Annotated in this window: 9 protein-coding genes; 6 read left to right on the top strand and 3 right to left on the bottom strand. The window is 63.5% G+C overall.

What is annotated here, in order from left to right; all coding sequences use genetic code 11:
- Both HT585_RS17675 and HT585_RS17670 read left to right on the top strand, forming a co-directional pair.
- A partial coding sequence (locus HT585_RS17675; protein WP_176354141.1) for a calcium-binding protein occupies positions 1-1,196 on the top strand: 1,196 nt, incomplete at its 5' end.
- Between the two features lie 46 nt (positions 1,197-1,242).
- Positions 1,243-2,568, top strand: coding sequence for an HlyD family type I secretion periplasmic adaptor subunit (locus HT585_RS17670; RefSeq protein ID WP_176354140.1), 1,326 nt, complete (start codon positions 1,243-1,245; stop codon positions 2,566-2,568).
- Between the two features lie 117 nt (positions 2,569-2,685).
- Here HT585_RS17670 and HT585_RS17665 read toward each other — a convergent pair whose 3' ends face one another.
- Positions 2,686-2,922 carry a sulfurtransferase TusA family protein gene (locus HT585_RS17665; protein ID WP_176354139.1) on the bottom strand — a complete coding sequence of 79 codons (237 nt, stop codon included), beginning with the start codon at positions 2,920-2,922 and terminating at the stop codon, positions 2,686-2,688.
- A gap of 113 nt (positions 2,923-3,035) precedes the next feature.
- Here HT585_RS17665 and HT585_RS17660 point away from each other — a divergent pair, with 113 nt between their 5' ends.
- The gene (locus tag HT585_RS17660) at positions 3,036-3,197 is read left to right on the top strand and encodes a helix-turn-helix transcriptional regulator (RefSeq protein ID WP_176354138.1); all 162 of its coding nucleotides are present in this window, start codon (positions 3,036-3,038) and stop codon (positions 3,195-3,197) included.
- Between the two features lie 54 nt (positions 3,198-3,251).
- On the opposite strand, the gene HT585_RS17655 is transcribed toward HT585_RS17660, so the two are convergent.
- Positions 3,252-4,484 (bottom strand): benzoate/H(+) symporter BenE family transporter, encoded by a 1,233-nt coding sequence (locus HT585_RS17655; RefSeq protein ID WP_176354137.1) that lies wholly within the window; start codon positions 4,482-4,484, stop codon positions 3,252-3,254.
- Between the two features lie 112 nt (positions 4,485-4,596).
- Between HT585_RS17655 and pdxR the strand changes: the two genes are divergently transcribed.
- From pdxR to HT585_RS17640, 3 genes are all read left to right on the top strand, one after another.
- The gene (pdxR, locus tag HT585_RS17650; protein ID WP_176354136.1) at positions 4,597-6,087 is read left to right on the top strand and encodes a MocR-like pyridoxine biosynthesis transcription factor PdxR; all 1,491 of its coding nucleotides are present in this window, start codon (positions 4,597-4,599) and stop codon (positions 6,085-6,087) included.
- A gap of 510 nt (positions 6,088-6,597) precedes the next feature.
- On the top strand, positions 6,598-7,581 hold the full coding sequence (locus HT585_RS17645; RefSeq protein ID WP_176354135.1) for an AraC-like ligand-binding domain-containing protein: 984 nt from the start codon (positions 6,598-6,600) through the stop codon (positions 7,579-7,581).
- A gap of 183 nt (positions 7,582-7,764) precedes the next feature.
- A complete protein-coding gene (locus HT585_RS17640; RefSeq protein WP_176354134.1) occupies positions 7,765-13,830 on the top strand; it encodes a putative Ig domain-containing protein in 6,066 nt (2,021 codons plus the stop codon).
- Positions 13,831-13,866: 36 nt separating this feature from the next.
- Here the strand turns inward: HT585_RS17640 and HT585_RS17635 are convergent, their stop codons facing one another.
- Positions 13,867-14,805 carry an AraC family transcriptional regulator gene (locus tag HT585_RS17635; RefSeq protein ID WP_176354133.1) on the bottom strand — a complete coding sequence of 313 codons (939 nt, stop codon included), beginning with the start codon at positions 14,803-14,805 and terminating at the stop codon, positions 13,867-13,869.
- Positions 14,806-14,908 lie beyond the last annotated feature (103 nt).

The raw sequence follows: 14,908 nt of genomic DNA, 5'->3' as shown, positions 1-14,908 counted from the left end.
ACCTCGAAGCCGGCACGGCGTCAGGCGAAGAGATCGGCTCCGACACGCTCGACAGCATCGAGGCGGTCATCGCCGGCGCCGGTGACGACCAGATCTCCGGCGACAGCCAGAACAACACCCTCATCGGCAATGACGGCGACGACACCATCGACGGGCGCGACGGCAACGACACGCTGGCCGGCGGAAACGGAAACGATACCGTCAAAGGCGGAAACGGAAACGACACCGTCCTCGTTCAGGCCCGCGCCGACGACAGCGGTGGCGATGATGGCGATCACGCGGATGACGACGGAGACGACATCTATTGCGGTGGTGACGGCATCGACACCCTCGACATGTCGAGCCTCATCCAGACCGTTCTGGCCGATATCGAGGCCGGCATCGCAGAAGGCGAGGAGATCGGCGAGGATCGCATCGAGGGTTTCGAAATCATCCTCGGCGGGCGGGGCGACGACAGGATTTCCGGCGGGCGCGGCGACGATCTGCTGGCCGGCGGCTGGGGCGAGGACCGGCTGCGCGGCCGCGACGGCGACGACATTCTCGTCGGGGGGGCCGGGGACGACGAATTGGAGGGCGACGACGGGAACGACACGTTCCTCGTCATCGTCGTCCCCGGCTCCGATGATGGCGACGACGAGATCGACGGAGACGACGGCCGCGACACCTACGACGCTTCGGCAGCGATGCAGGCCGTGGTGATCGACCTCGACCGTGGCACGGCCGAAGGGGTCGAGATCGGCTCGGACCTTTTGACCTCGATCGAAGGTGCTGTCGGCGGCAAGGGCGACGACGTGCTCGTCGCCGGCAATGCCGTCAACTTCCTCGCCGGCGGCGACGGCGCCGACATCTTCGTCTTCCGCACGACCGCGTCGCTGGCCAATGACGGCAGCGGCCGCGACGAGATCCGCGACTTTGAGGTCGGCGACCGCGTCGACCTGTCGAAGATCGCCGAAGCCATCGGCGGGCTCGTCTTCGACGGACTGCTGGAGGACGGGCAAGCACGGGAGGTGCACCAGATCACCTTCTATCACGAGACCTTCGGCGACGGCGAGCGCACGGTCGTTCGCGCCGTCGTCGACCTCGAACGCGATGAGGATCTGCAGTTCCTGATCGCCGGCCGTCACGAGCTCACCGAACAGGACTTTATCCTGGCAGCAACCGAAAACCCGGCGGACCAGTCGAGAGACACCGTCTGAACAACCACAGAACCCAGTCGTCACGCGTTATCGGGAGAAGAAGACCATGAAGACCACGGACAAGAGCACGACAGAGGCGGCCGCCATGACAGTCCCACCGCCGGAAAAACCGCAGTTCGGCATCACCTCGCGCATCGCCGTGTCGGCGATCTTTGCCGCCACTCTGGTGTTCGGCGTCGGCGGCTGGGCCGCCCAGGCGAAGCTGTCGGGCGCCGTCATCACCCAGGGCCAGGTCGCCGTCTCCCAGCAGGTCAAGCTGATCCAGCACCGCGACGGCGGCATCGTCTCGGCCATCCCCGTCAAGAACGGCACCCATGTCCGGAAGGGCGACGTGCTGCTGCAGCTCGACGAGACCCAGACCCGGGTCGAGCTGTCGATCGTGCGCGGCCAGCTGCAGCAGTTCTACGCCATGCGCGCCCGGCTGACGGCCGAACGCGACGGCGACGCCAAAGTCTCCTTCGGCGAGTTCGATATTCCAGAGGTGCTCAAAGCCAGCGAAGTGAAGCTGTTCGAGGCCAATCGCCGGATGATCACCAGCCAGGAAGAGCAGATGCGGCTGCAGATCGGCCAGTTCGAGGAACAGATCCGTGGCCTCAAGGCCCAGACCGGTTCCAGCGACAAGGAGAAGGAGATCGTCGAGAAGGAGATCACCAAGCTCGATACGCTTCTGAAGAGCGGCCTGGTGCCGGTCTCCGAACATCGCGACCTGTTGCGCCAGATGGCCCGCATCGACGGCTCCAAGGGGGAACTGCTGGCGCGCATCGCCGAGGCGCTCGGCCAGATCAGCGAGCTGCGCATCAAGCTGATGTCGATCGACCAGAACAACCGCAAGGAAACGCAAGGGCAGATCGTCGGGCTTGAGGCCAAGATCGCCGAACTGACGGAACGGGCGGTGGCGGCAAAGGACCGGCTGTCGCGCATGGAAGTGCGCGCCCCCGTCGACGGTCTCGTCTATGACCTGCAGGTCCACACCATCGGCGGCATCATCGCGCCCGGTGCCACGGCCATGTCGATCGTGCCCGAGGGCGAGGACCTGACGGTGGAGATCCGCATCCCGCCTGTCGACATCGACCGCATCGCGCCCGGCCAGAAGAGCCGCATGCGCTTTACCGTCTTCAACCAGCGAACGACCCCCGAACTCGACGGCCGCATCGACGTCATCGCCGCCGCCACCACGCTCGACCGCAACACCGGACAGCCGTTCTATCTCGCAACCGTCGAGATCACCGAACCGCTCGCCAAGCTCGGCGGCCGCAAGCTCATGCCCGGTATGCCCGTCGAAGTCTTCGTCCAGACCGACGAGAGAACCGCGATCTCATACCTCACGAAACCATTCACAGACCAGATGCTCAGGGCATTCCGCGAGGAGTGAAGGAAGGGCGTCGATCGGAAGCAGATAAAAGGGATGAAGCCGATAGCTCGGCTTCATCCCTGTTCCTTGACGCGCGGGCGCTGTCAGTCTGGAGGAGAGCCGACGGCGCCTTGTGCTTCAGGCGCCCTTGCGGATCAGGAAGCGGTGACCGCCCTCAGCGGCGCAAGCCGCCTCGAGGCTATGGCCGTCCTCCCGGCAGAAATGCGGGATATCGATCACTGCCATCGGATCGGTCGTCTCAATCTCGAGCAGTGCGCCTGCGGCCATGGAGGCGATGCGCTTGCGGGCCTTCAAAACGGGAAGGGGGCACTTAAGCCCCCTGAGGTCGTAGACCGTCTTTCCTTCGTCAGGCATCAATTGCCCCAGATCTTCCAGAACGGGCGCTTCTTCTGCGGTTCTTCCACCGCAATGGGTGCTTCGGTCGTTGGCGCGACGCCCGCTTCGCAGATCGGGAGGCGGGACGCCCGATGCAGCAGAACAGCATCTTCCTGCTCTCATCCAACTTCAATCGCGAGTTCAGGCGCGTGACCGGCATGAACCCGACCGAGTGGCGGGCAAAGCGCACGGCTCGCCCCGCTGAAGCGGCCGAGTTAGCGCAAATGGTCGACGATCGACTTGCGACGTCATGAGGACGGTTGCACGCCACATGGGTATGGATTGAGCTGGTGAAAGCCGGCACGACATCACTCGGCCGCACCCTCGATGGCAACCCGTTTGCCACCGTCTCGACGCGGCAGGCGGCCGTTCAGCACGATGGACGCGACAACACCGATCACGAGCCCCCAGAACGCGCCGCCGATCCCGAGCAGGCTGATGTTCGCGGCCGAAGCGAGGAAGGTAATCAACGCTGCCTCACGCGATTTCGGATCGGCCAAGGCACCGGCGAGACTGCCGCCGATCGTGCCCAGCAGCGCAAGCCCGGCCAAGGTGGTGATAAAAGTTGCCGGCAATGCCATGAACACCGCCGCAAGCGTCACGCCGAACACGCCGACAAGAACGTAAGAGAGGCCCGCTGCGATCCCCGCCACCCAACGCTTGGTCGGCTCTTCGTGCGCCTCCTTGCCGGTCGCGATTGCCGCGGTGATGGCCGCAATGTTGAAGGCGTGAGAACCGAATGGCGCCATGACAAGCGAACCCAGGCCCGTTACCGTCAAGACCGGGTTGGCGCTGGTCTTGAAGCCATCGTTGCGCAGAACCAGCATGCCCGGCATGTATTGCCCGGTCAGGGTGATCAGAAACAGCGGCAGCGCCACGCTCAGAAGCGCATTCAGCGAGAATTGCGGCATGGTGAACACCGGCGCGGCCAGCTTCAACTGCAGCCCGGAAAGATCGACGCGACCCTGCATAGCCAGGAACACAAGGCCGAGCACCAATATGCCGACCACGGCATAGCGTGCGGTAAAGCGCTTCAACAGCACATAGGCAAAGATGAGAAGCCCGACCAGCAGCGGATCGACCGTCGCGCCACCAAAAGCCCCGATGCCGAATTGCAGTAATATACCCGCGAGCAGCCCTGAGGCGATGCCGGGCGGGATCAGCTTGATGACCCTGTCGAAACAGCCCGACAGACCCAATGCGACGAAGGCAGCTGCCGAGATCAGATAGGCACCCACCGCTTCCGCATAGGGCGTGGTCGCAAGCGCCGTCACGAGGAATGCCGCCGCCGGTGTCGACCAGGCTGTGATGATCGGCTCGCGATAGCGCCAGCTCAGAAACAGTCCGGTCAGACCGACCCCGATGGAAACAGACCACACCCACGATGCGGTCAGTTCCGGGCTCAGACCCGCGACTTTTGCGGCCTGGAAGACCAGGATGAAGGTTCCGCCATAGTTGACGATGACGGAGATCAGTCCGGCGACAATCGGATGCGTGAGGTCACTTAAACGGAAGAGCGATGGTGACGAGGTATGCGACATGATCCGGTTCAATCTCCTGAAAGTCTCTGGCGCCGGGTGAGGATGCGGCTTGACTTCTAATCGACAAATGGACTGATAGTGCCATCCACTTCTCCGTTGACGGCCAGACCATTTGTTCAAGCACTCCCAATTGGAAACCGTGAAGGCTTGGCTTGCCCATCCCACGCACGCAGAGCTGCCCCTCCACGCACGGATTCAGCGGGCAGTCAGGCAACTCATCGTCGATGGTGCGCTTGGGCCCGGCAAACCGCTGCCGGCATCGCGTGCACTTGCCATATCACTGAGTGTATCCCGCGACACGGTCGAGGCCGCCTATTCCCAACTCCATGCCGAGGGCTTTATCGATCGACGGGTGGGAAGCGGCAGTTTCGTCGCCGAGGTGAAAGCATTCTCCACGGGCCAAAGGGTTGCGCGGCGAGATGCGCTTGAGCGCCACAAGGAGCCGAGCCTCAGCAAGCGCGGCGCCGCCATGTCCCGCAGCGGCGGCGTCCGCGAACAACTCATACCCCGGCCATTCGCCCCGGGTGTGCCGGAGACGCGCAGCTTTCCGCTTTCGCTTTGGGAGCGTCTGGAGCGCCAAGTGCTGAAGGAAACGGGTACACAGGCTCTCCTTCACGGAGATCCACAAGGCGCAGAACCGCTTCGGCGCGCGATTGCCGACTATGTCAACCTGGAACGGGGTGCTCGCGCCAGCGCCGACCGTGTGCTGGTTCTCACGAGTTCACAACAGGCAATGGCGCTGTGCGCCACCATGCTGCTCGATCCCGGCGAAAGCATCTTTATCGAAGATCCGGCATACTACGGCGCGCGCAAGGCATTCGACGCCGCTGGTCTGGAATGTGTTCCAATTCCCGTGGACGATCAGGGCATCATGGTCGAAGGGATCTTGAGCCAACCGCACAAGGCCAAGGCGGTTTTCCTGACGCCTTCGCATCAGTTTCCGACAGGTGCGACGCTTGCGCTCGATCGACGACTTGCCCTCATCGAATGGGCGGGGAAGCATCAGACCTGGATCATCGAGGACGACTACGACAGCGAGTTCCACTATGCCGGAAAACCAACGGCCAGCATGCAGGGCCTCGACCCTCATGACCGGACCATTTACATCGGCACCTTCACCAAATCGCTCTTTCCCGGGTTGCGGATCGGCTATGTCGTGCTGCCTCCACAATTGGTCAACCCGATGACCGTCGCACGGACATTGCTTGACGGCCACACCGCTTCGATGGCGCAACTGACACTCGCCCGGTTCATGGAAGGCGGACATTTCGGCGCTTATGTTCGCGCCATGCGCAGCATCTACTCCGAGCGGCTCGATACGCTTGCCGGCCTTGTGCGAACACATCTTTCCGCATTCGTAGAGCCGCGGATTCCGATCGGCGGCCTGCAGATGCCGTGCGTGCTGACCTGCGGCCTGCCAGAGTGCACGGCGATCGACGCGGCGCGACGCGTCGGCGTCGAGCTGCTGGGCCTGTCGCGGCTTTATGCCTCAGGCGATGGCAAGGCCGGGTTCCTGATGGGATTCGCCGCCTATACGCCGATCGAGCTTGACGTCGCGGTCAGAAAGCTTGCAGGCGCTCTTAGGGCCGCAAAGAGCCCATAGAACTTTCCGGGAAAAGTGCGGAGCGGTTTTCCGTCAAAAGCAGTACGGCAATCCGGCAAACAGAGCTGAAGTGCGCCGCAACGGTATGCGCGCCGCAGTCTGCCTTCATCTGCAAGACGTTTATCGCAAAGAATCTTTTTCACCCTGTGGCTGAAATGTTCTCGCAAGAACATCCAGCTACCTCTGGAGAGCCGTGCGTTCAGAAGAACGCGTAAGGACGCTCTAGCTCTTTGATTCCAGAACATCTTATCCGCCTTCGGTGGTTCCACTTGAAGGCGGGATGCTCTAGTGTTTAGCTTCCAGCCAGCGAGAGTCGCGACGTGAGCGGATGTATTCAGGAGTTGTGGTAGACATGCTCGGATAAGCCAATTGCCAGTTGTCAATTCATGACCATCAGTGCAGCGCAAAGAACGAAGTTTTCCGACCATGTCATTTGATGCAACGTCAAGCTTGGGCTCTTCGCCTATCGATCACTTCGGATTACCGCGCTCTCGATTCGACACGACAACCATGCGGCAGCAAGACGCCCATTTGATGTGGCGCGAGTCGATCGGCGTTCTTTTTGACACGCGCCTTCGCGGTCCGTCCGACGAACCTTTCTTTGCCAGCGTCGATGCGGCCCTGATCGGAGGTGTCGGGGTCGCGCGCACTCGATCGAGCGGTCAGGACTTCGACCGGTCCCGCTACAAGATCGCCCGGGACGGCATGGACGGGTATCTCGTGCAGTTCTATCTCAATGGCCAAAGCGGCAGCCGCGGCGGCTCCGACAGCATTGCCCGCCCCGGCGACCTCTACGTGATCGATATGGCGCAGCCGCTCGCCACATCCACCATCGATCATGAGCATCTCAGCCTCGTCATTCCGCGCCAGATGCTGGCCCCCCGTCTGAAGCGCCCGGACGACAATCATGAATTGGTCCTGCCGGCGAGTATGCCGCTGGTTTCGCTGCTGAGGGACACGCTCGGCAGCCTGCACAAACAGCTGGATCATATCTCTGTCGGCGACGCGGAAGCGGTCCTGTCTCCGCTGCTTGATCTTGCCGGCGCTGCGATCAACAGCCAGACGAGCGAGGGCAATGCAGCAAGCGTCGGCCATGCGCTGTCGATCGCGGTCAGGCGCTATATAACCGACCACTTGCTCGAACCCGATCTGACCGTGGAGCGTGTCATGGGCGCATTCGGTCTGTCGCGCCGAACGGTCTACCGGCTTCTGGAGCTGGTTGGGGGATTTTCGGTTTTCCTGGCGCAGCAACGGCTGCGCCGCGCCTTCATAAATCTGCGAGCGCCGGAATACAGGCACGTTGCAATCGCAGACCTCGCCTCAGCGCATGGTTTTACCAACGCGGCAAATTTCAGCCGTGCGTTTCGGCGGGAATTCGGCATGTCGCCGCGGGAGCTGCGGCATCTTTCGGCGCATCATCCCACCCTGCTGAAATCCGCGCCTGGTCTGTCGGCGACCGACTGGTCGCAATGGATCGGCTTGATCGGGCGATAGGGACCTGCACTGCAAGCGGTAGGTGCGGCGTCGAGACCGCCGATTTGGCGGTAAATGCCGGGTCATTGGCACGGGGTGCGCATTTCCACACCTGACCGCCTCCACCAATTGAAGACGGCACTTTCTCCGAGCTAACACGAAGCGCGCCTGCCATGGCGCGGTTTTTGTTGAGAGAAATCCGTCATGACAAGCTACCTATCGGCCACCGCCGCACGTTCCCGCAGCCCGGCCGTTCGTAGGGCAAGCGGCGGCAGCACCTCGGCGATGCTGTCTGACGACATCGTCCAACGAATGTGCGTCGCCACGCCGGTGGAGGCGTTGCCGAAGGCTGAAAGGTTGCGCCGGTTCTGGCGCAATCAGATCCGGCTGCTGACGGCCCTGGTCTTCCTTCTTTCCAGCCTCGTGGCCGTGGCGGGAGAAGCGTTCGCTGCGTCGAAAGGGTGTGAGGATATCGTTGCCGACCTGAACGGGAAGGACGTCCTAGCTCTCTCGAAGACCTACCCCAAGAGTGATTTTCTAACGACGGACCGGCTTCATATCGATTTGATCCGCAATCCATCCTACTGGGACATCGCGTACTTCACCGCGATCTCTGAAACTGGCGTCGGATACTTCATGACCAGTTATGAAGCCGGTGTTGTAACTGGCAATGAATCCGCATCGATTTCCGGACAAAACCTCGTTGACGGTGGAATCTATGTCGAATTCATAAACCAAAGCCCGACAACCGTTCCCTGGCGAATGGACGTCGTCTGCGTTACGAAGAGCAACCCGCTGGACGCCGCACTTTCCGGTCTCGCCCTGTCGAGCGGCAACCTCGAGCCGGCCTTCGACACCAATACCCTGACCTATACGGCCACGGTGGCCAACGGCGTTTCCACCCTCGGCGTGACACCGTCAACGCCCGGAACCACCGCGACGGTGAAGATCAACGGGGTCAGCGCCGTATCGGGCACATCGACCGCCGTGCCACTCAATGTTGGCGACAACACACTCACCATTGCCGTGACGACCGAGGACCGCACGGTCACGCGGACCTATCGGGTGGTCGTCACGCGCAGCGCACCTCCCACGATCACCGGCGTCACGCCGTCGATTGGAAGCAGTGCCGGTGGACAATCCGTGACCATCACCGGTACCAACTTCATCGGTGTGAGTACCGTTACGTTCGGCGGCACGCCTGCCACCACGTTCACCGTCGACAGCACCACCCAGATTACCGCCACCGTGCCGCCACGAACCGCCGGACCGGCCAATGTGACCGTGACGACCGTCGGCAACAGCTCTGTGACGCGCGCGAACGGCTATACCTACGTCGCCCCGCCAATCGTCACCGCCGTCAAGCCGCTCGACACACCGGCACGAACCTACGCGATCGGCGCCACGCTGCTGTTCGACGTGGAGTTCGATCAGCACATCGCCAGCAACGGGGGGCCGTACCTGAAGGCTGTCTTTGGGGCTGTCGAGCGGCGGATCAACCTGATCGGCGCCGTCTTTAACATCATGACGTTTTCCTACACTGTTGCCGAAAACGACCTCGACGAAGACGGAATCGCAATCTCGTCAATGGCGCGCGGGGGGGCAACGATCACGGACTACAACCGCCTAGTGGATGCAGATATCACACTGCGCAACATTGCCGATACATCAGGCATCAGGATCGACGGCGTCCGGCCCACGGTAACGTCAATCAACCCCACCGCGACAGCCGCCACCTTCGACGTCACGTTTTCCGAACCGGTCACGGCCGTGGACATCGGCAAGTTCACCCTGGCGAAAACAGGAACCGCGCAAGGCACGATCGACAGTGTGTCGGGATCGGGATCGACCTATCAGGTGCAGATCGCGAATGTTTCGGGAGAAGGTACCTTGGCGCTCGGCCTGTCCGCCAGCACCGGGATCAAGGACTTCGCCGGCAACGAGATGACCAAGGCGTACACCGGCGGCACGCCGATGATCGTCGCGCCGCCTTCCAGCGATGCCAGCCTCTCGGGCATTGGCTTATCGCATGGCACGCTCGCTCCAGCCTTCGACGCTGCTACGACAAGCTACACGGTCTCGGTGGGAAACAGCGTTGCCACCATCGCCGTCACTCCGGCGAGCACACATTCGGGCGCCGTCGTCTCGGTCAACGGAACTGTCGTCACGGCGCCGGGCAGCCTTCCCGTCAACCTCCAGGTCGGCGACAACGCCGTAAGCATCGTGGTTACGGCGCAGGACGCCGTCACGAAGACGACCTACGACATCGTCGTCACTCGCGCGGGCGCAGCTCCGGACGCACCGACAGCCGTCAGCGCTGTGCCGGGTGACGGCGAGGCAACAGTCAGCTTCACCGCCCCTATGAACGCGGGCACCACGCCGATCAGCAGCTACACCGTGACGTCTGATCCAGGTGGTGCCGTGGCAACCGGCGGATCGAGTCCCATAACCGTGAAGGGCCTTGCCAACGGCACGGTCTACACCTTCACAGTCACGGCCACCAACAGCATCGGCCCCGGTCCGGCCTCCGATCCGTCCGGTTCGGTCACACCAAAGCCTGCTCCGGTTGCCAACGCCGTGAGTGCGACGGTTGCGGCGAACTCCACGGCCAATCCGATGACGCTCAGCCTCAGTGGCGGCGCGGCGGACACGCTGGCCATCGGCACCCAGCCGACGCACGGTGCGGCTGCGGTTTCGGGACTGGCGATCACCTACACCCCGACACCTGGCTACTCCGGTTCCGACAGCTTCACCTATACCGCCACCAACACCACCGGCACGTCCGCCGCCGCGACCGTGACGATAACCGTTTCTGCGCCGACCCTGACCTTCTCGCCGCCAGCTGGCGCCCTACCGGGCGGAACCGCCGCGACCGCTTATGGTGGCGCTACCGTCACGGCCGCAGCCGGCACCGCGCCCTACACCTATACCGTCAACGGCACGCTGCCGGACGGCCTGACGCTCGATCCTGCGTCCGGTCTTATTTCGGGAACGCCGACGACCGCCGGAGACTACACCTTCACGATCACGGCCACCGACGCCAACAACGCCACGGGGACGGCAGCCTACTTGATCGCGATTGCGGTCCAGGCACCGACCGCCGGCGATGTGAGCGCAACGGTTGCAGCGAACTCCGCGGCGAACCCGATCACGCTCGATCTCGGCGGCGGCACCGCCGATACGCTGGCCATCGGCACGCAGCCGACGCACGGCGCGGCTGCAGTGTCGGGACTTGCGATCACCTATACACCGACGCCTGGATACTCCGGCTCCGACAGCTTCACCTACACCGCCACCAACGCCACGGGTACGTCGAATGCGGCGACCGTGACCATCACCGTTTCTGCGCCGACCCTCAGCTTCTCGCCGGTAGCCGGCGCCTTGCCCGGCGGGACCGCCAAAACCGCCTACAGCGGCGTCACGGTCGCGGCATCGGCCGGCACCGCACCCTACATCTATGGCGTAACCGGCACGCTGCCGGACGGGCTGACGCTCGACCCAGCGTCCGGTCTCATATCGGGAACGCCGACGACCGCCGGAGACTACAATTTCACCATCACGGCCACCGACGCCAACAACGCCACGGGGACGGCAGCCTATTCGATCGCCATTGCGGTCGAGGCACCGACCGCCGGCAATGTGAGCGCAACGGTCGCAGCGAACTCAACGGCCAACCCCGTCACACCAGATCTCGGCGGCGGGACCGCCGATACGCTGACCATCGGCACGCAGGCGACGCACGGCACGGCTTCGGTGTCGGGACTGGCGATCACCTATACCCCGACACCGGGCTATTCCGGCACCGACAGCTTCACCTACACCGCCACCAACGCCACCGGCACGTCTGCCGCCGCGACCGTGACGATCACCGTCACCGCCCCCACCCTCAGCTTCTCGCCCTCAGCCGGCACGTTGACCGCGGGTATCGTCGGGACAGCCTATGACGTCATAGTCGCCGCGTCGGCCGGCACCGCGCCCTATCGCTATGCCGTGGCTTCAGGCGCACTGCCTGCGGACCTCGCGCTCGATGGCGTCACCGGTCGCATCTCGGGGATGCCGACGACGGCCGGAAGCTACAATTTCACCGTGACGGCGACCGACGCCAACAACGCAACGGGAACCGCAAGCTACTCGATCGCCATCGCCATCCAGGCACCGATAGCCAACGATGTGCGTGCGACCGTCGCAGCAAACTCCGCGGCCAACCCGATCACGCTCGATCTTAGCGGCGGCGCAGCTGATTCCGTGGCCGTCAGCGCCCAGCCGGCGCACGGCATCGCCGCCGTGTCGGGACTGGCGATCACCTACACCCCCACACCGGGCTACTCCGGTTCCGACAGCTTCACCTATGTGGGCACCAACGCCACCGGCACCTCGCCTGCCGCAACGGTGGCGATCACGGTGACAGCACCGACGCTCACCTTCTCCCCGCCGGCTGGCGCGCTGGCGAGCGGAACTGCCGGAACCGCCTATGGCGGCGGCGCCGTCACCGCCTCGGCCGGAACCGCGCCCTATCGCTATGCGGTCACATCGGGCCAGCTTCCTGCGGGCCTCGCGCTCGACGGCGCCACCGGCGCGATCACCGGCATCCCGACCCGGGCCGGCAACCACGATTTTACCGTGACGGCAACCGATGCCAACAACGCTGCGGGAACCGCGCGCTATTCGATTGCGATTGCGGCCGCTCCAGTCGATTTCACCTTCGAGCCACCCGCTGGAACGCTCCCGGAAGCCATGGCCGGCGAGAACTACAGCCAGCCGATTGCCGCCAAGGGCGGAACCGGCCCAATGCTCTATCGCCTTGCATCCGGCGCTTTGCCCAACGGCATGGTCCTCAACGTTTCAACCGGTCAGCTGACCGGCCCGTTGGCTGCCGACGCCGGAGGCAGTTACACGTTCACGATCGAGGTACGCGACAGCAACGGCGCAACGGGAACGGCGAGCTATAGCGTTAAGGTCCAGGCCCGCACGATCACGGTCTCCGACAAGGTGGTCGATGTCCCTGCCGGGTCGGCACCGCCTGATGTCTATCTCAATCGCGGTGCCACCGGCGGTCCGTTCACCGCGGCCGAGGCGACCTTTGTCGAGCCGGCCCAAGCTGGAACGGCGTCCATCATCCAGGGCGAACTGGCACAGGTCGGTCCGGTCGCCGCCCCGGTTGGCTGGTATCTGAAGTTCACGCCCAACAGGGCCTATTCCGGCCAGGTGCGCGTCGGCTTCCGCATGGTCAGTGCGCTCGGTACCTCCAACACCGGGACCGTGACCTACAATCTCGCCTTCGATGCGTCCAACCACGCCGCGGAGATCGACGCGCTCGTGCGTGACTTCGTGCGGACGCGGCAGAACCTGATCGCCTCGACCATCAAGGTGCCGGGCCTCATCGACCGGCGGCGGATGGCCGCGGGAACGGACACGGTGACCACGCGTATGACACCTTCCACCGATGGCGTCACACTCGGCTTTTCCACCAGCCTTGCCCAGATGGAGGCCGCGCGCGACAGGGCCGATGGCGTTGACCAGGCTGAAACCTCGCCCTTCAACATCTGGCTCGACAGCACGTTCCTGATGCACCGCCGCAAGGACGACGACGACAGGTGGGGCAACTTCGGCATGGTCTCGCTCGGCGCAGACTATCTTCTGTCGGAGAAGGCGCTGCTCGGCCTGTCCTTCCACTATGACCGGATGACCGACCCGACCGACGAGGATGCGGAGCTTTCCGGCAATGGCTGGCTGGCCGGTCCCTATGCCTCCTTCGAACTCGGCAAGGGCATCTTCTGGGATTCGAGCCTGCTCTATGGCGGCTCGTCCAACACCATCGACACGACTGCCTTTGACGGCACGTTCGACACGCGCCGCTTGCTGCTGGACACTTCGGTCAAGGGGCAATGGCAACTGGACGATACAACCGTGTTTACGCCGGCGCTGCGGGCCGTCTACTTTTCCGAGACGGTTGACGACTATGGAGTGAAAAATGGCGCCGGTGACATCGTCGACCTCAAGGGCTTCACCGAAGAGCAGTTGCGGGTCAGCCTGAGGGCGGAGATTGCCCGGCAATTCACCCTCGAGAACGACATGACACTGATACCCAAGCTTGCCGGCACGGTCGGCTATTCCGGGCTTGATGGCGCGGGCGTGTTCGGCTCGCTTTCGGCCGCGCTATCGCTGCAAACTGCGCAGAGCTGGGCGATCGACACGGGACTTTTGTTCAACATCGAAGGTGACGGCGAGACATCTGCCGGTGCAAAGGTCGGCATCAGCGGGCGGTTCTGATCCCGGGCGACCGGGGTCAGGGGATATCGGATCGTCTCAGGAAGCCAGCTTCTCCCTGGCCGAGGTCTTGCTTCGATAGTGGCTTGGCGGCGCCCCGATGATCTTGCGGAAGGCGCGGCTGAACGAGGCCTCGGAATCATAGCCGAGGCGGCCTGCGACAAGGGCCACCCTCTGCCCTTCCTGCAGCCATTGATGCGCCTGGTGCATGCGCATGCGCGCCACATAGCGCGCCGGTGTTTCGCCCATGATGTCGACGAAACGCTGCGCGAAGCCCGAGCGCGAAGCGCCCATCAGCTTGGCCAGTTCGGGCACGCTCCAATCCCGTGCAGGCTCAAGGTGGATGGCGGCGAGCACACGACCGAGTTCCGGATTGCGCACAGCCGCCAGCCAGCCGGTCGCCGTGCCGCAGCCATGCTCCACCCAGGTTCGAATGAGGGTCGCGGTCAGCACGTCGGCGAGCCGCGCAAGAATGCCGCCCGAGCCGACCCGCTGCATTTGCGCTTCACGCAGCATGGCATCGAGAAGCGGCGGGATCGACGGCTCGCTTGCGGCAAGATCGCTGGTGCGCATGACGGCCGGCATCAGTTGCAGGAGTGGATGCAGGCGATCGACATTGAACTGCATCACCGCATAGAAGATGAGGTTTTTGCTGTCCGTCGACGGGCACTGCACGTCGATGATGCCGTCACACAGCTGCCGTCTCGGCAGGTCGGCGATCGACACCGGCGCAATGCCCGGCTTGCTGGCCAGCACATGCGCATCGCCTCTGGGCAACAGAACCGCATCGCCTTGCGCAAGTTCGATCCATTCGCCATCCGGCGCCCGAAGGTGGGCGGAACCTGAAGCGAGAAAGTGGAACCGCGCGGGCTCCTGCGCCGGATAGGCCGTCGCCCAGGGCGCGCACGGTTGGCAACGCCCGTATTCGACACCGTCGAGCCGCAGCCCACGCAAGATTTCCGTCAATGCATCGCTCATGAGCCCACCGGCAAATTTGGAGAAACGGCACAGTCTTTTGGATTTTCTAGCATAGAAACTCCTGAAGATCCCACCTATTTTCGCCATCAACAATTGCGGAGAT

This window comes from Ensifer oleiphilus, from assembly GCF_013371465.1.
GTDB lineage: Bacteria > Pseudomonadota > Alphaproteobacteria > Rhizobiales > Rhizobiaceae > Ensifer > Ensifer oleiphilus.
The sequence above is the reverse complement of the archived record's forward strand: the minus strand, read 5'-3'. Positions and strand labels throughout refer to the sequence as shown.